At 70.7% G+C, this 16873-nt stretch carries 14 protein-coding genes; 8 read left to right on the top strand and 6 right to left on the bottom strand.

The window, feature by feature from the left end:
* Positions 1-3: 3 nt before the first annotated feature.
* Positions 4-1230 carry a PP2C family protein-serine/threonine phosphatase gene (locus OFY01_RS00545; RefSeq protein WP_266595152.1) on the bottom strand — a complete coding sequence of 409 codons (1227 nt, stop codon included), beginning with the start codon at positions 1228-1230 and terminating at the stop codon, positions 4-6.
* Between the two features lie 564 nt (positions 1231-1794).
* On the opposite strand from OFY01_RS00545, the gene OFY01_RS00540 reads away from it, so the two are divergent.
* Positions 1795-3546: a putative Ig domain-containing protein gene (locus OFY01_RS00540; RefSeq protein ID WP_407700248.1), complete on the top strand. Its 1752-nt coding sequence runs from the start codon at positions 1795-1797 to the stop codon at positions 3544-3546.
* 207 nt (positions 3547-3753) lie between these two features.
* On the opposite strand, the gene OFY01_RS00535 is transcribed toward OFY01_RS00540, so the two are convergent.
* The 3 genes from OFY01_RS00535 to OFY01_RS00525 all read right to left on the bottom strand — a co-directional run bounded on the left by OFY01_RS00535 (position 3754) and on the right by OFY01_RS00525 (position 5765).
* Positions 3754-4569, bottom strand: a complete 816-nt coding sequence (locus tag OFY01_RS00535) for an SAM-dependent methyltransferase (protein WP_266595150.1) — start codon at positions 4567-4569, stop codon at positions 3754-3756.
* 81 nt (positions 4570-4650) lie between these two features.
* Positions 4651-4869: a DUF397 domain-containing protein gene (locus OFY01_RS00530; RefSeq protein ID WP_266595268.1), complete on the bottom strand. Its 219-nt coding sequence runs from the start codon at positions 4867-4869 to the stop codon at positions 4651-4653.
* A gap of 29 nt (positions 4870-4898) precedes the next feature.
* Positions 4899-5765: a helix-turn-helix domain-containing protein gene (locus OFY01_RS00525; protein ID WP_266595148.1), complete on the bottom strand. Its 867-nt coding sequence runs from the start codon at positions 5763-5765 to the stop codon at positions 4899-4901.
* A gap of 319 nt (positions 5766-6084) precedes the next feature.
* Here OFY01_RS00525 and OFY01_RS00520 point away from each other — a divergent pair, with 319 nt between their 5' ends.
* Together OFY01_RS00520 and OFY01_RS00515 are read left to right on the top strand one after the other, a co-directional pair.
* Positions 6085-6552, top strand: coding sequence for an ATP-binding protein (locus OFY01_RS00520; protein WP_266595147.1), 468 nt, complete (start codon positions 6085-6087; stop codon positions 6550-6552).
* Between the two features lie 109 nt (positions 6553-6661).
* Positions 6662-7048, top strand: coding sequence for a hypothetical protein (locus tag OFY01_RS00515; RefSeq protein WP_266595146.1), 387 nt, complete (start codon positions 6662-6664; stop codon positions 7046-7048).
* Between the two features lie 76 nt (positions 7049-7124).
* On the opposite strand, the gene OFY01_RS00510 is transcribed toward OFY01_RS00515, so the two are convergent.
* Positions 7125-7973, bottom strand: coding sequence for a hypothetical protein (locus OFY01_RS00510; RefSeq protein ID WP_266595145.1), 849 nt, complete (start codon positions 7971-7973; stop codon positions 7125-7127).
* Positions 7973-9235: a VWA domain-containing protein gene (locus OFY01_RS00505; protein ID WP_266595144.1), complete on the bottom strand. Its 1263-nt coding sequence runs from the start codon at positions 9233-9235 to the stop codon at positions 7973-7975. Before OFY01_RS00505 ends, OFY01_RS00510 begins: the two co-directional genes overlap by 1 nt.
* Before the next feature lie 611 nt (positions 9236-9846).
* Between OFY01_RS00505 and OFY01_RS00500 the strand changes: the two genes are divergently transcribed.
* The 5 genes from OFY01_RS00500 to OFY01_RS00480 all read left to right on the top strand — a co-directional run bounded on the left by OFY01_RS00500 (position 9847) and on the right by OFY01_RS00480 (position 16704).
* Positions 9847-11700: an Ig domain-containing protein gene (locus OFY01_RS00500; RefSeq protein ID WP_266595143.1), complete on the top strand. Its 1854-nt coding sequence runs from the start codon at positions 9847-9849 to the stop codon at positions 11698-11700.
* Between the two features lie 210 nt (positions 11701-11910).
* Positions 11911-12429, top strand: a complete 519-nt coding sequence (locus OFY01_RS00495; RefSeq protein WP_266595141.1) for a hypothetical protein — start codon at positions 11911-11913, stop codon at positions 12427-12429.
* A gap of 133 nt (positions 12430-12562) precedes the next feature.
* Positions 12563-13030 carry a DUF4231 domain-containing protein gene (locus tag OFY01_RS00490; protein ID WP_266595139.1) on the top strand — a complete coding sequence of 156 codons (468 nt, stop codon included), beginning with the start codon at positions 12563-12565 and terminating at the stop codon, positions 13028-13030.
* Positions 13031-13265: 235 nt separating this feature from the next.
* The gene (locus OFY01_RS00485; RefSeq protein WP_407700247.1) at positions 13266-14621 is read left to right on the top strand and encodes a jacalin-like lectin; all 1356 of its coding nucleotides are present in this window, start codon (positions 13266-13268) and stop codon (positions 14619-14621) included.
* Positions 14622-14763: 142 nt separating this feature from the next.
* A complete protein-coding gene (locus OFY01_RS00480) occupies positions 14764-16704 on the top strand; it encodes a phosphatase PAP2 family protein (RefSeq protein ID WP_266595137.1) in 1941 nt (646 codons plus the stop codon).
* Positions 16705-16873 lie beyond the last annotated feature (169 nt).

The following is a 16873-nucleotide window of genomic DNA, read 5'->3' as shown; positions in this document are numbered from 1 at the left end:
GCCCTACAGGCGCAGGACGATCAGGGCGGTGTCGTCGGTGGCGCCGGCGGCGGGAAGCAGGTCGAGCAGCAGGAGGTCGGCGAGCTGGTCGGGTTCGAGGGTGAGGTGCGCGGCCAGGGAGGCGGCCAGGCGGTGAAGACCGGTGGTGATGTCTTCGTGGCGGCGCTCGATCAGGCCGTCGGTGTACAGCACGAGGGTGTCGCCGGGCTTGAACGCCTGTTCGGCCTGGGGGCGGGGGACGTGTTCGGGGCGGGCCCCCAGCGGGGGGTCGGTGGCCTGGTCGAGGAAGACCACGGTGCCGTCCTCGCACAGGACGGCGGGTGGGGGGTGGCCGGCGCTGCTGTAGGTGAGGGTGCGGGTGGGCCAGTCGATGTGGACGGACGCGGCCGTGGTGGACTCGGCGCCGTCCACCGCGCGCGCGTACAAGCCCAGCACCTCCAATGCCCTGGCGGGCCCCTCGGCGACGCGGGAGGCGGCGGACAGCGCGCTGCGCAGCTGGCCCATCACTCCCGCGGCGGCCAGCCCGTGGCCGACGACGTCGCCCACCGCGACCGCCATGCGGTCGCCGGGAAGCTCGACCAGGTCGTACCAGTCCCCGCACACGTTCAGGGCGCCGACCGCCGGCCGGTACCGCACCGCGGTCCGGTGGTGGTCGGCCAGGTGCAGTGCGGGCAGCATCGCGTCCTGCAGGGCGAGGGCGATCTCACGGTCGCGGGCGTGGGCCAGGCGCAGGCGCTCGTTGACCTCCTGCAGCTCACGGGAGCGGGTGTAAAGCTCCGCCTCCAGCACCCGGGCCCGGTCACCGCCCGTACGACGGCGGGCGCGGATCAGCTCCGTGACCTCCTCGACCCGGTGCACCAGCAGCACCACCCGTCCCTCCGCGCCCAGGACCGGCGCGTTGACCGGACTCCAGTAGCGCTCCTCCCACTCGCCCGGACGCTCGGTCGACTGCACGTCGTAGCGCTGCAGCGCCATCGTGTCCCGCTCCCCGGTCTCCACCACCCGGCGCAGCGACGCCTCCAGGTTCCGCGCGCCCGTGGCGGCGGGATCGCCCGGGTTGTCCGGGAACACGTCGAACAGATAGCGGCCGATCAGGTCCTCACGGCTGCGGTGGGACTCACGCAGGAAGTCCGCGTTCGCGTCCTCGTACACCAGCTCCGGCGTCAACAGCGCCACCATGCCGGGCAGCGCCTGGAACACCGCCCGGTAGTCGATGTCCGGCCCGCTCATCCGCACGCCACCCTTTCTCCGCTCCGCGCTCACCGCGGGAAGCCGGTCGGCCGCTCTCCCGGCTCGCCGTTTCCCTGACGCTCTGCTGTCACCCGCCCGGTCGGTGTCCGGGGGGCGGAGGGCGAGGGTGCGCACGGTCCCACACGGTCCAGGATGCCCGATTCTGCGGCCGGGGGCCTGCGGACAGCGGCCGACCCGTGCCGACGGCCGGCCGAAGCAGCGGCCGCGCCCGTCACCCAGACACCGCGCGTCTCCGCTTCCGGACGAGTTCCGCGGGACGCCGTCGGGCTGGTCCGCGCGGCGTGGCGCACGCGCGTGTGCGGCGAGCTCTCGGGAGCACGGGTTCACGCGCCGACGGCCCCGTCGGCAAGACGCTTGCAGCACCTGTCGTCACCCGTCGGTACCCGCCGGTGCCGAACCGTTCATGTAATGGACATGACGTAAGCCGTTGACGCCGCGACCGTCACACCCGATGCTCGTCATTTGTAGGTTCAACTACGCGCGTAGCACTGGCACTCGACCCATCCAGGCACCACACATCCGCGATCGTCAGGAGCTCGACGCATGCTCAGACCGACGCAGGTCAGGAAGAACGGTCTGCCGGCCGCCGCCGGCGCTGTCCTCGCCATGGCTGTGGCCTTCGGCGCGACGCCGGCCGCGGCCGCTGCCGTGCCGACGCAAGGCACCGCATCACCGGCCGTCTCCGCGACCACCGCGACCCATCACGTCCTGTTCGACGACAGCAAGGCGGAGACCTCGGGCAACTCCGACTGGATCATCAGCACGAGCATGCCCGACCCTCTTCAGCAGAACGCCAACCCGCAGTCGGAGACGGACTGGACCGGTGCCATCTCCGCCTGGGGCGTCTCGCTGCAGAAAGCGGGCGGATACAGCCTGGACACTCTGCCCCCGGGCAACTCCATCACCTACGGCGACACGAGCAACGCGCTGGACCTGTCGCACTTCGACGAGTTCGTGCTGCCCGAGCCGCAGGATCAGCTGTCCGCCGCCGAGAAGGCCGCGGTGATGCACTTCGTGCAGAACGGCGGCGGCCTGTTCCTGATCGTCGACCACACGGGCAGCGACCGCAACAACGACGGCTGGGACTCCCCCAAGGTGGTCAACGACCTGCTGACCAACAACGGCGTCGACAACTCCGACCCGTTCGGCTTCAGCGTCGACCAGCAGAACATCGTCAGCGACTCCCCGAAAGCGATCAGCGACTCCACGAACGCCGTTCTGAACGGCGCCTTCGGCACCGTCACCGGGAGCGTCATCTACAACGGCAACACCGAGACCCTGCACCCCGCCGACAACCCGAACGTCAAGGGCCTGCTCTACACCACCGGCTCCACGCCGGGCGGCACCACCGGCGCGTTCTTCACCACCAGCACCTACGGCAGTGGGCACGTGGCGATCTGGGGCGACAGTTCCGCCATCGACGACGGCACCGGTGAGCCGGGCCACACCGTCTACAACGGCTGGGACGACCCCAAGGGCACCGACGCCCAGCTCGCCCTCAACGCGACCGCCTGGCTCGCCTCGGCCGGGACCGGCTCCGCCGGCGGCGTCACCGTCACCGATCCGGGCAACCAGACCGGGACGGTCGGCACACCGGTGTCGCTGCAGATCAGTGCGAGTGACTCGGCATCGGGGCAGACACTGACGTATGCCGCGTCCGGCCTGCCCGCCGGCCTGTCGATCAGCCCCTCCACCGGCCTGGTCTCGGGCACCCCGACCGCCTCCGGCACCTCCAGCGTGACGGTCACGGCGACGGACTCGACGGGCGCGTCCGGCTCCGCCTCCTTCACCTGGACGATCGACCCGTCCGGCACCGGCTGCACACCCGCCCAGCTCCTGGACGACCCGGGATTCGAGACCGGGACCTCCTCCGCCTGGACAGCCTCGTCCAGCGTGATCAGCAACAGCAGCAAAGAGCCGCCGCACAGCGGTAGTTGGGACGCCTGGCTGGACGGCTACGGCACCAGCCGCACCGACACTCTCGCCCAGGCCGTCACCCTGCCCCGCGACTGCGCGACGTACGACTTCAGCTTCTGGCTCCACACCGACACGGCCGAGACCAGTACCACCAAGACCTACGACACTCTCAAGGTCCAGGTGCTCAACAGCTCGGGCAGCGTGCTGGCCACCCTGGCCGGATACTCCAACCTCGACCACAACACCGGCTACGCCCAGCACACCTTCAGCCTGGCGGCCTACGCCGGCCAGACGGTGACACTGAAGTTCACCGGCACCGAGGACTACGCGTACCAGACCTCCTTCGTCATCGACGACACCGCGGTGACCACCGGCTGAACCCCACCGGCGCCCCGTTCGAGGCGGCCGGATCAACCAGCGGGTGGCCCGCATCGGGACGCGTCACCTTCCTCGCCGTCGTCGTGGGCGGCGGCGAGGCAGGCACGACGACCCGTGACGGCTCGCCCACCCGCCCGGCGCGGGAAGGCGGCGGGTCCCCCGGCCGGTTCCGTCACGGGCCGGCCGGGATCGTCGGCCCCGCCCTGGTCAGCGTTTGATGCCCACACCCGCCAACAGGCTGATCTGGGCGTCCGTGGGCTCTGTTCCGTCGGCGGGCGCGGTGGGCCGCCAGCGGTGGCAGCAGACGATGCCGGGTTCGATCAGGTCGAGTCCGTCGAAGAAACGGCGGACTTCGCCGTGTGAGCGGAAATGCACCGGAGACCCGGACTTGGTGTAGACCTCCGCGACCCTGTTCCAGGTGACGGGGTCGAAGTCGGGCGTGCAGTGGTTCATGGCGAGCGCGCTGCCCGCCGGGAGCGGGTCGAGCAACCGACGGATGACGGCGTACGGGTCGTGGGGTTCGGTGATGAAGTGCACGAGCGCGTTGAGCGAGAGCGCGATGGGCTGGTCGAAGTCCAGGACCTCGGCGGCCTCCACGGCGTCCATCAGGTCATCGGGGTCGGTGGCGTCGGCCTCGACATAGGCCGTGCGGCCTTGTGTCGTGCTGCGCATGAGGCGTTCGGCGTACTTGAGGACGAGCGGGTCGTTGTCCACGTACACCACGCGGGCGTCCTGCGCGACGGACTGGGCGACCTGGTGCAGGTTGGGCTCGGTCGGGATGCCCGTGCCGATGTCGAGCCACTGGCGGATGCCGTGTTCCCGCGCGAGGACACGGGTCGCCCGGTGCATGAAGGCCCGGTTCTCCCGTGCGGTCACGTAGATCCCCGGGTGGGCCTCGGCGGCGACCAGGGCCGCCTCCTTGTCGATCTCGAAGTGGTCCTTGCCGCCGAGGAAGTAGTCGTACATCCGGGCCGAGTGCGCCTTGCTCGTGTCGAGATCGCGGCCGGCCTGCCTGGTGGTCATGTGATTCCCTTCATGCGTGTGTCGGTCGGCCCGCGGGCCAGGACGCGGCCGGGGCCGTCGTCTCTCGGTTCGGCGGCCAATTCACCCTGCGACCAGGTGGTCGGCCAGACCCTCCTTGATCCCGCGGACGAACGCGGCGATCTCCTCGGGTGTGTAGATCAGTGCCGGCCCAGCCGGGTCGGCCGACTGGCGTACGGCCACGCGGCCGTCGGCGAGCCTCTTCGCCTCGACGCACTGCCCGCCGTTGGGCCCGCTCCAGGGACGCTCCCAGCCCTGATCTCCGAGATCACGGGCCGGCATCCCGTTGTAGACGCCCTCGTCGGTGACCCTCACGAGTACTCCTTGCGCATGCGGTTCAAAAGCGCCCTACTGTCGTCGGACGAGGTGGACAGGGCCATCCGGGAATGCGCCTCGAGATGGGCGACGACATCCTCGCGTTGGTCCAAGTAGACAGCGGCGGAAAGGAGTTCGCTGTACACGATGTCCGGCAGCTCGGGTTCCTCGAACCGGAAGTACGTGAACGGGGCGCATGCCCCGACGTGCGCGCCTGCGCCGAAGGGCACGATGTCGATGCTGATGTGCGCGAGTTCGGACATGTCCAGGAGCCGTTCGATCTGCTCCCGCATCACGTCGGGGCCGCCGACTTCGCGGTGCAGGACGGCTTCCTCCATGACCACCCACAACGTGGGCGCGTCCTCCCTCTCCAGCAGGCTCTGGCGACGCAACCGCAGCTCCACTCGGCGCGTCACCTCCTCCTCGCTGCCGTTCGGAAGGCCGCCGCGCAGCACGGCGCGGGCGTAGTCGGGGGTCTGCAGAAGGCCGGTGACGTACTGGGGCTCATACGTACGAAGGGTCTTGGCGCCGGTCTCGAGGCTGACGTAGGCGGTGAACCAGCTCGGGACGACGTCACGGTAGGAGTGCCACCAGCCTGGCTCGTTGGCCTGCTCGGCCAGGTCGACGAACTCGTCGATCTCCTGACGGTCCGCGCCGTAGGTCTCCAGGAGCTTCTCCACATAGAGAGGCTTCAGCGCGACTTCGGCCTTTTCCAGCCGACGGATCGTCAAGGTCTTCACGCGCAGTGCCTTGGCCGCGTCCTCGAGAGAGGCGCCCACGCCCAGCCGCATGTCCCGCAGCCGACGGCCGAGGATCATGCGCAGGACCGTCGGCGCGCTGCTGCCGGAACGGGCTTCACTCACGCCCAACCTCCTGAGTCCTCATCAATACCGCCATTCTTACAGTGACTTGATGACGACGCCAGGGTGACACCCACACTGCTGAAATTATCAGGGAGTCGGTTGCAGCGTGCCCGCGATCACACGCATAGTTGCCTTGTGAGAAGTCACGTCACCGCTCTGACGCAGCTTCCGGCCCGGACGGGGCACGTGATGCTGATGCCGTCGTCCGCCGCACCCCGGCCAAGGGCGCCCGCCTCGCCACACGCCTCTCACTCACTGGAGCCGCAGCCCGCACCCCCACACCGCGCCTGCCCCCGCGAGGCGCTGGAAGGCGACACACGTGACTCTGCCCACGCATCCGGTCGCGGTCCCGATCACCGTCATGGCCGCGGCCGCGCCGCGTCGGGAGTATCGGGAGCACTGGTTCGGTCTGCCCGCCCTGCACACCAGTGTCAGATCCGCTCGCGACACCGTGCGCGACCGGCTCCGCGCGTGGAAGGTGCCCGGCGGCGTCTGCTGCGACGCGGTGCTGCTGGTCTCCGAGCTGGCCACGAACACGGTGCTCCACACCGACAGCGCGCAGATCCTGTGCGGGCTCACGCTGACCGAGGACGAACAGCGCCTGCGCATCGAACTCCACGACGACAGCCCCACCCCGGTCCGCCCGCCCGAGCACGAGGCAGGGCCCGACGAGGAGAGCGGACGAGGACTGTTCCTCATCCAGCAGCTCGCGGACCGCTGGGGCTCCGCACACTCGACGCGGACCGAAGGTCAGTTCGTCTGGGCGGAGTTGACGGCCCAGCCCTGACGTCCTGGGTACGCGCGGGCTCCGAGCGCAGCGGCCCCGCGCGGCCCCGCCGTGTCCCCTTCGCGCGGCGAGGAACGACTCCTCCTCCTTCCACCCACAGAAGGCGCCCATGATCCCCCACGATGACTCCGCTTCTCCCGTCGTGCTCTACGTATGCGCCGACCGCGGTCCGGGCGCAACCGGACCGGCCGGGCAGTGCGCGCAGACGGAGGGCCACGCGTTCGCCGAGGAGCGCGGACTGACGATCTCCGAGGTCGTCACCGACACGTTCGGTGAACCCGACCCGGGCCGGCGCAGTGGGTGGAAGCGGGTGAGACAGCTGGTGCAGACAGGACACGTCACCGCGGTGCTCGTCCGCTGGCCGAGCGCCATCGCCCCGGAATCCGCGCACGATCTCCGGCACCGGGAGACCGCCTGGCTCCACGAGCACGGCGTACGCGTCCGGTACACGTGGGCGCCGTTGTCCTCAAGGGGCGACGTGGCCAAGCGAGGCTGACCGGAGGCTGCGGCGCCACGGCGCGGGCCCTGCGATCACACGAACCGCAGGGCCCGTCCGCAGCGTTGGTGGCCGGTCAGCTGCCCTGGGACGGCATTCGTGACGGTCGCCCCGAACCGCGTGTCAGCGCGTACCCGCCGATGCCCGCCAGTGCGGCCAGAGCGGCACCGATCGCCGTCCACACCCAGCGGTCGGACCACCAGCCGGAGGACCAGCCGCCGTCCGGCTCGGTGCCGGAGAGCGCGGCGGGCTCTGCCGACTGCTCGCTCTTGCCGTCCGTCTCCGCCTGCGTCCTGGCGGCGACCCCCGGGACCAGCGGCTTCGCGAGCCTGCCGTCGACCGCCGCCGGCCCGCCGATGTCCTTGGACTCCACCCGCACGCGGGCGCCGACCGGTTGCCCCAGGTCGGCCGTCCGCACGTCCACGGCCGTCAGCCGGACGTAGTAGGTGCCCGGCAGCGGGTCGTTCGCCCAGGGCTGCGACCAGGCGCGGACCGTGCGCAGCACACACGCCAGCTCCACCGAGCCGGTGCCCGGCTCGACGGTACGGGTCTGCGCACCGTACTGGCATGCCTGGCGGCGCCGCAGACCGTCGTAGACGTCGACCTGCCAGGTCTGTGCCGCGTGGGACCGCGGCAGCTTCACCGTCGCCCGCACAGTGGGCCGCCGGCCGACGTCCGCCGGGAACGACCAGTACAGGTAGTCGCCGGTGGAGGCACTCGCCGTGGCCGTCTTCCCCTGGGCGATCTCCGTCGCCGTACGGAACGACGTCCCCGCCGAGGTCGGCGCGGAGGCGCCGTCCGAGGCGCTCGGGGACGGAGTCGATCCGGGCGGGGACGAGTCGGACGGGGACGAGTCGGCCGCGGCGGGGCCCGCCGCCAGACCGAGAGTCAGCAGGGCGGCGCCCAGCACACGTGTGATCCGCATCAGTTCGTCCTCCACACCGCGACACGCCAGCGCGACAGCCAGCCCCACACCAGACCCGCCAGGAACCCGAACAGCACCAGGGCACCGAGCAGCCACCAGCCTCGGCCCAGACCGAAGGAGGCCACGTCGTCCGCCTGCGACGGACCGCCCACGACGTCCACGGTCAGCTCCACCGGCAAGCCAGGTGTGGTCTTCACACCGGAGGCCGCCGTGAAGGAGTTCGTCAGCTGCAGGCACACCGTCTCCGCGGGCGCCCGGTCGTCGTCACTGTCCGCCTTCGGGTAGCGCAGCCCGGTGGAGATCATGTCCGTGCGGCCGCTGCCCGCCGCCTCGCCGCGCACGATCTCCCGGCCGTGCACGGTGACCGCGCGCAGCAACAGGCCGTAGTCCGGGCGCATCGCCCGGTCCGCCGCCACGCTCACCGAGGCGCGCAGCTCCTGGCCGGGCCGGACGTCCACCCGGTACCAGCGCTGTCGGCCGAACTCCTCGTGGTCGGTGTAGAGGCCGGACTTCAGCGTGGGCGCCTTCGCGCAGGAGTCCCCGCCGTCGGTGGCCACCGGTGTCACCACCGGGTCGGCCGCACGGTCCACCAACTGGTTGACCTTGTCGGTGAGTTCGTCGGCGTGCTCGACCGATGTGTACGTGCCGCCGGTCGCCGCGGCGATGCAGCTCAGCTGCGCCCGCATCTTGGTGTTGGGCACCAGGCCCAGGGTGTCGATCGTCAGACCGATGCCCTTCGCGGCGATCCCTCGCGCGACCTCGCACGGGTCGAGAGGGGCGCAGGTGTCCTCGCCGTCACTGATCAGGACGATCCGCTTGGAGCCCTCGCCGCCGTCGAGGTCGTCGGCCGCCTTCAGCAGGGCGGGTCCGATCGGCGTCCAGCCGGTCGGGGTGAGCGTGGCCACCGCCGTCTTGGCCTCTGTGCGGTCCAACGGGCCGACCGGGTACAGCTGGGCGGTGTCCTTGCAGCCCGTCTTGCGGTCGTCGCCGGGATAGGTGGCACCCAGCGTGCGGATACCGAGCTGGACTCCCTCGGGCGTGGCGTCCAGGACCTCGTTGAACGCCTGCTTCGCAGCAGCCATACGCGACGTGCCGTCGATGTCCTTTGTCCGCATCGACCCGCTGACGTCGATCACGAGGTCGACCTTCGGCGTATGGGCGGTGGTCTCGTCGGCAACTGCCCCGGCCGGGAAGGCGAGTCCGGCCGCGAGCACGGCGAGCAGAGCGCACAGCCCTGCCGCCAGCCGTTGTCTTCTGATCATCGGCGGATCCTATTGATCAAGTGGCCCACACTCCAAAACGACGCCGGACCGGGGTCGGCGATCAGTGTCGTCGAGCCGAGCCTCCGAGGGCCGCCGGACCGCCCTCCACCCCCGCCGCCGTCGAGAGCGACGAGGCCCGGGTCCACGACGGAGCCGGGGCCGGCCACCCACCGCCCGGGCCCGAGGGCGGCGAGAGCCTACGGGTTCGTCGGGCTGCCGGGCGTCCCCGGCGTAGCGGAATGCGCATCAACTGGCCTGCGCCATACGGAATCTTTACCTCCGCCGCCTGCCCGGTCTCCGAGGCCACACGGATGAGCCGCGGAAGCAGGCAAAGATTTGGCGCTATGCGCGTTGAACCGGGCCAAGTCCTGCATTTGTTCACCGGAAGGCCAAGACCTGTTGTTTTCCTGTGAGTGATCCATTGACCGTGGCTTGTCAATGCTGCTTTGCTCTGTGCCCACGGCGACAGCCACCACACAGCGTGGTGACCGCTGGCCAAGGAGCCTTTCCAGCTCCGTACTTGGCGACGCCGCCTTCCCCACAGTGCATGCGGACGCCTTCCCTCCTGCTCTCACAGGCGGTGTCCGCAAGAGAGAGGAACTCCCCCGAACATGGGCAAAACCCTAAGAGCCGGCCGAGCCAGACGCTGGGCGCTCACCGGCGCTGTCTCACTCGGCACGGCCGCCGCCACCCTCGCGGCAGCCCCCGCGGCCCAGGCACGACCCGTGCCGCCGGCCGCCCAGTACCACGCGCACCAGCACGGCGTTTTCCCGACCGTCCCGCAGATGGCGGCCCTACGCGCCTCCCGCCAATCGACCTCCACCGGCCAGGAGACGCTCTCCTACGGCGGCGGTGTCGACGGCATCGGTGTCCAGAGCGGCCACTCGAAGGTCTACCTGGTCTTCTACGGCTCCCAGTGGGGCACCAAGAGCACCGACTCCAACGGCGACGCCACCTTCTCCGGTGACCCCCAGAGCGCCGCTCCGGTCGCCCAGGAGATGTTCAAAGACATAGGCACCGGCGGCGAGCGCTGGTCGGCCGACCTGACGCAGTGGTGCGACGGCCCCAACGTCAGCACCGGCGCCACCAGCTGCCCGTCCAACGCCGACTTCATCCCGTACCAGAGCGGCGGTGTGCTCTCCGGCGTCTGGTACGACAACGCGGCCGCGGCCCCGAGCAGCGCCACCGGCCACCAGCTGGCGCAGGAGGCCATCAACGCCGCCTCGCACTTCGGCAACACCACGGCCTCGTCGAACCGGGACGCCTACTACGTCATCCTCTCTCCGCACGGCACCGACCCGGACAACTACAAGAGTCCGACCAACGGTTACTGCGCCTGGCACGACTGGAACGGCGACACCACCCTCAACGGTGGCGCGGCCACCTCGCCGTACGGCGACATCGCCTTCTCCAACCAGCCGTACAACATGGACGTCGGCTCCACCTGCGGCGTCGGCTTCGTCAACGGCTCCTCCGCCGGTGAGCTGGACGGCTACACGATGACCCTGGGTCACGAGTGGCAGGAGATGATGTCCGACCAGAACCCGGCGGGCGGTTGGACCAACCACGTGCGCGGCAGCTCCTACAACGGCCAGGAGAACGCCGACGAATGCGCCTGGCTCCAGCCGGGAACGTTCGGCGGGGCGGCCAACGTGACCATGGGCACCGGCACCTTCGCCGAGCAGGCCAGCTGGTCCAACGACACCAACGAGTGCGACATATCGCACGCGATCGTGGGTGGGGCCACCAGCAACACGGTCACGGTCACCAACCCGGGCAACCAGAGCGGCACCGTCGGCACCGCGGCCAGCCTCCAGGTCCAGGCCAGTGACTCCGACAGCAGCCAGACACTCTCGTACGCGGCGAGCGGACTGCCCGCGGGTCTGTCGATCAACTCCTCCACCGGGCTGATCTCGGGTACGCCCACGGCGTCCGGCACATCCAGCGTCACGGTCACCGTCACGGACGGCACCGGCGCCACCGGCACCGCGTCGTTCACCTGGACCGAGAACTCCACGGGCGGCGGCTCCGGCGGCGTCACCAACGGCGGCTTCGAGACCGGCTCCCTCAGCGGCTGGACCACCACCGGTTCGGCGTCGGCGACCGCAGGGGCCGCGCACAGCGGTTCCTACGGTGCGCTGCTCGGCACGAGCAGCCCGAGCAACGACTCCACCGCGGCACAGACCTTCACCGCGCCGAGCGGCAGCAGCAAACTGTCCTTCTACTACAGCTCGACCTGCCCGGACACGGTCTACTACGACTGGGCCACCGCGACGCTGAAGGACAACACGACCGGCACCACCACCACGGTCCTGGCCAAGACCTGCGCCTCGTCCTCGGCATGGAACCAGGTCACCGCTCCGGTCACCGCCGGCCACAGCTACACGCTCACTCTCACCAACCACGACGACAACTACCAGGGTGACGCGACCTACACCGCCTACGACGACGTGACCGTCTCCTGACGGCAGGGAACGCGTAGCATCCGACAGATCGAACAACCGGGGGCGGCCATCGGCCGCCCCCGGTGCGTTTGCGCACCAGGCGGAACCGGAGCGCGGCGGCACGCATCCAAGCGTCAGCCGGCCCGGCCACCGTGGCCTCCGGGTCGCCGCGGGCGTCGAACCGCCCACGGCTTCGGACACCGTTTCGCCCCGAACCAGGAGCACTCGCACATGAACAGTCCCTCCGCCTTCCGGCACAGCACCGGAAGACCGCTTCTGCTGCCGCTCGCCGGGCTCGGGTCCGCCGCCGTGCTGGCACTGGCCGGCTGCGGGTCCGACACCGCACAGCCGGTCGCGTCCCGGTCGACGCCGGCGCTCTCCCCCTCCGCGTCCGCCGCGACACCCGGAACGTCACACGAGGTCGGGACCACGCTCACCGTCGACGAGCACGCCAACGGCACCACCGTGCACGTGGCCCGGGGCGGCACGGTCTCGCTCGTCCTGCACAGCACGCTCTGGCCCGTGCCGAAGGACAGCGCCCCCGCGCTGTTGAAGCCGCTCGGCGGGCCGGCGGTCGCCCACTCCACGCCCTGCGTCACCGGCGGCGGCTGCGGCACCCGGACCACCCGCTACCTGGCCGCCGAGCCCGGTACGGCGGTCCTCTCCGATCACCGCAGATCCTGCGGCGAGGCCAGGCTGTGCACCCCGGCTCAAGCGTCCTTCACGGTCACGGTGGTGATCGGCCGGTAGGACTCGGACAGACGGCCGGGGCGGGCTCCGGTCACGGGGTCCGGCGGCAACACGGGCTGCCCGGCGATCGGCCGCGTCGGGCGCTTCCCGCATTTGGGCGTCGAACTGCCGTACTGCCGCGCATAATCAGCCCATGCAGCCGCCTCCAGCAGCACACCTGATCTCGGATTTCTGGGCGCAGCAGGCTAGTTGGTCGAAGGCCGCCAATCGTCAGAAGCGATCGATCGGCAGGGTCAGGGCCGCCGCCCTGCTGAGCGGTGTCCTGTCGGCGGTGCTGGGTGCGGCGGCGGCGCAGGCGGGGTCGGCCCATGCGGGCACCGCCGCATGGTGTGCGTTCGGAGCAGCGATCGCGGCTGGTGCTGTCCCCTTGCTCAACGGCCAGGTGGGGCGGCGCCGGATCCAGGACTGGACCAGGCTGCGTTCGGTGAGCGAGGCGTTCAAGGCGGAGATCTATACATACCTGGCCAAGGCGGGGCCCAGGCGCAGCCCGGCGTTCTTCAGGAAGTCCCGCAGCGACCGATCGATGGCAGCGTCCTCGGCCACGGCCACTACGGCGACATCAGGAACGAGTCTGTTGACGACCACGCTTCATTACATATGACTACCATCCCGCTTTTCAGCTGATTCCGGCCTTTCACCGTCTCCGCCCGGGGAACGGGTGGCGGCCTCGTCGACGGCGCGGGAGCCCTGAACCCTCCCCGCCACTCACATCGCCACACGTGACGTCCGAACGTCACCGGATGAACGTCAGTCGACAGCTGCCTCATCGCTCTGCCAATTGACGGACGCCGACCGTAATCTGCTGCCCCCGACCCCCCGACGGAACGGATCCATCGATGCGTTTCACTCGACTGCGCGCCTTCGCCACCACCGCGGCGCTGCTGGCCGCCCTGCCGATGTCCGCCCTGGCCTCGGCCGCCCCTGCCGTGGCTTCCTCCACCGAGGACGGCGGCACGTTCTCCGTGCTGACCTACAACGTCGCCGGACTCCCCGACGGGGTGTCCAGCGCGGGCACCGAACGCGCCTCCGCCACCACCGAGATCGGCGAGCGGCTGTCGCCGTACGACATCGTCAACGTGCAGGAAGACTTCAACTACCACTCCTACCTGTACGCCGCCGACAGCCACCCTCATCGCACCGCGACCAGCGGCGGCGCGGGCATAGGATCCGGCCTCAACACCCTGTCCTCCTACGGCTGGGACGAGGACGACTTCCAGCGCGTCCACTGGCACGACTGTCAGCTCGACTCCGGCGACTGCCTGACGCCCAAGGGCTTCACCTTCATGCGCGAACGCCTCGCCGAGGGCGTCTACGTCGACTTCTACAACCTGCACACCAACGCCGGTACGAGCGACGGCGACGAAACAGCGCGCGCGGCCAACCTCGCCCAGCTCGGTGCGTTCATCCAGACCCACTCGGCCGGCAACGCGGTCGTCGTGATGGGCGACACCAACAGCCGCTACACCCGATCCGCCGACACGATCGGCGCGTTCGCCTCCGACAACGGGCTGACCGACGCGTGGGTGCGGCTGGAGCGCGGCGGCAGCGCGCCGGCGGCCGGCAGTGACCCGCTGGTGTGCGACGAGAACGCGATCACCGACAGCTGCGAGGTCGTCGACAAGGTGCTGTATCGCGGCAGCCGACTGGTGAACCTCGCCGCCACCTCTTACCACAACGAGCACGCCGCGTTCCTCGACCCGGACGGGGCCATGCTCTCCGACCACGACCCCGTCCACGTGGGCTTCACCTGGACCCGCAACCCCGACTACCGCCTCAGCGACCAGTTCGGCGGCCCCCACGGCGACTTCTACAACGACATCGACGCCGTGGCGCCGGGCGCGTCCGCCACGAAGCTGACCCTGCGCAGCGGCTCGCGGGTGGACGCGGTCGGGCTCGGCCTGGCGGACGGGACGGCACTCTCGCACGGCGGCACGGGTGGCACGGCCACGTCGCTCACCCTCGCCGACGGCGAGTACCTGACCGCTGCCACTCTCTGCGAGGGACAGTACGACGGCCACACCCGGATCTTCCGGGCCTCGTTCACGACCAGCGAGGGAAGAACCCTGTCCGGCGGCACACGGACGTCCGACTGCGTGACCCGCACCGCCCCCGACGGCTGGCAGATCGCCGGGTTCCACGGCCGCTCGGGCGACGAGATCGACAAACTCGGCCTCATCTACACCCGGCGCTGACAGGCCCCAGGCCGCCGGGGCGGCACGCACAGGACGTGTTCACCCTCCGCTCGCCCGCCGTTGGGGCTGCTGTTCAGGGCTCCGCGCAATCTCTCCACGCACGTGGGGAACCGCTCCCCCCGCTCACCAGGAAGAGATTCTGATGCCTCCTCGGCCCACCGTCCTGAACCGACGAAAGTTCCTCTCCGGCTCCATGGCCGCCTCCGTCGGCGTGCTCACCGCGCCGACGGCCGCAGCACTGTTCGTCGGCCCGCAGAAGGCCGCCGCGGACACCGTCACCGGTACGGGCGGCGCCGGTCTGCCGGCCGCCTTCGTCGACGCCTACACCACCAACTCCACCGCCGACCTGACCGCCGCGGGCAACGCGGCGGTCCGACTGCTGGGCGGCTTCTCCACGCTCTGGAAGACCGGGGACGCCTGGGACACCGGCACAGCCCTGGACCGTCAGGTGCTGCGTGCCAACATGCGCCACAGCGCCCGGGTCACCCGGCGGCGCACCCCCGCGGAGGCGAAGGCCTGCTTCATCCACGACCGGCAGGACCAGAGCTACGGCGCCATCGCCGGACTCGGGCCGCTCGCGCCCTACTACCGCACCGGAGCCAAGGCGGTCACCAGCATCGTCTCGGCTCCGGACGGCACCCCGGACACCAGGATCGACGACGCCGTCCCGGCCGACGCCCCGGCCGGCTCCGCGACCGGACCCGGCTCGACCGAGTCCGATCTCGGACTGGTCGTCCGCCTCGAGCGGACCCTGCGCGGCCCGCACGCCTCAGGAAACCCGTCCAAGCTCGCCTACCAGTACCCGCGCCCGTACCGGATGGACGAAGACAGTGAGGTGGTCGACACCGGCGAGACCGACCCGTACGGCTTCCCGGTGTACCGGTCGGACGTGGTGGTCGCCCCGCAACTGCTGCGCCGGCGTTCCACCGACCCGGCCACCGACGGCGGCTTCCCGTCGGGTCACACCAACGCCTTCCACCTCGCCGCGCTGGCCTACGCCTACGCCGTTCCGGAACGTTTCCAGGAGCTGGTGGCGCACGCCTTCGCCCTGTCCGACTCCCGGATCGTCGCCGGGATGCACAGCGCCGTCGATGTCGTCGGGGGCCGCATCCTGGCCACCGCACTGGCCGCGGCGACCCTGCACGACCCGGCCAACGCTTCGCTCAAGGCGGCCGCCAGGGCCCAGGCGCTGGCCTACTTCGAGAAGGTGACCGGCGCGGACGCGAACGCCCTCTACGCCTTCGCCCACTTTGCCGGAGCGGACTGCGACCCCTACGCCGACCGGTCGGTGAACGCCGCGCTCGTGGCACGGCGGCAGACCTACATGCTTCCGCGGCGGGGCCGCGCCGACCTCCCGCTCACCGTCCCCAAGGGCGCGGAGGTCCTTCTGGAGACCCGCCTGCCCTATCTCAGCGCCGAGCAGCGCCGGGCCGTCCTGCGCAGCACCGCCCTCCCCTCCGGCTATCCGCTCCTCGACGGGCTCGGTGCCGGGGCCGAACAGTGGGGCCGCCTCGACCTGTTCACCGCGGCCGACGGCTACGGCGCGTTCGAGCAGGACGTCACGGTCACCCTGGACGCGGCCGCGGGCGGCTTCCACTCGGCCGACGCCTGGCGCAACGACATCGGCGGCCCGGGCGCCCTGCACAAACACGGCACCGGCACCCTCACCCTGACCGGAGAGAACTGCTACCGCGGCGGGACCACGGTCGCCGCGGGCGTGCTCGCCGCCGGCTCCGAGTCGGCTCTCGGCTCGGGCGAGACCGTTCTCCGTGCCGGAACTCTGCGCATCGCCTCCGGGCTGCGCCTTCGCGGGCATCTCCGGCAGTACCGTCCCGCGACGCTGCACGTGGCCCTGGGCCGGTCCGGCCACGCTCCGCTGCGCGTGGCCGGCCGGACCGTTCTCGACGGCGGCGCTCTGGTCCTCGCCGTCCCGGCCGGCACACGGCCCGGCGAGCACCCGGTCCTGGACACCCGCGCACTGCGCGGCCAGTTCACGCACGTAGAGGTCGCCACCCCGGGCTGGACGGCGACCCCGCGCTACTCGGCCGGCGGCGTCACCGTCCGTCTGCGCCAGGAGTTCTGACAGGGCGACAGCCCTCCGTCCCGCGCGCCCGGAGGACCGGGCCCGGCACTTGTGCCGCGAGGTGACGTCGCCCCGACCCACCGGCCCTTTACCACACTGTTCGCCTCTCGGGTCTATGCGCGTCAACCCAACCCCGCCACACTACTCACCAGTTGCTCCGCACGGGAAA

This window comes from Streptomyces beihaiensis (assembly GCF_026274175.1).
GTDB classification, from domain to species: Bacteria; Actinomycetota; Actinomycetes; order Streptomycetales; family Streptomycetaceae; genus Streptomyces; species Streptomyces beihaiensis.
Note: the sequence above shows the minus strand (reverse complement) of the source record. Positions and strands in the feature narration are given on the sequence as shown.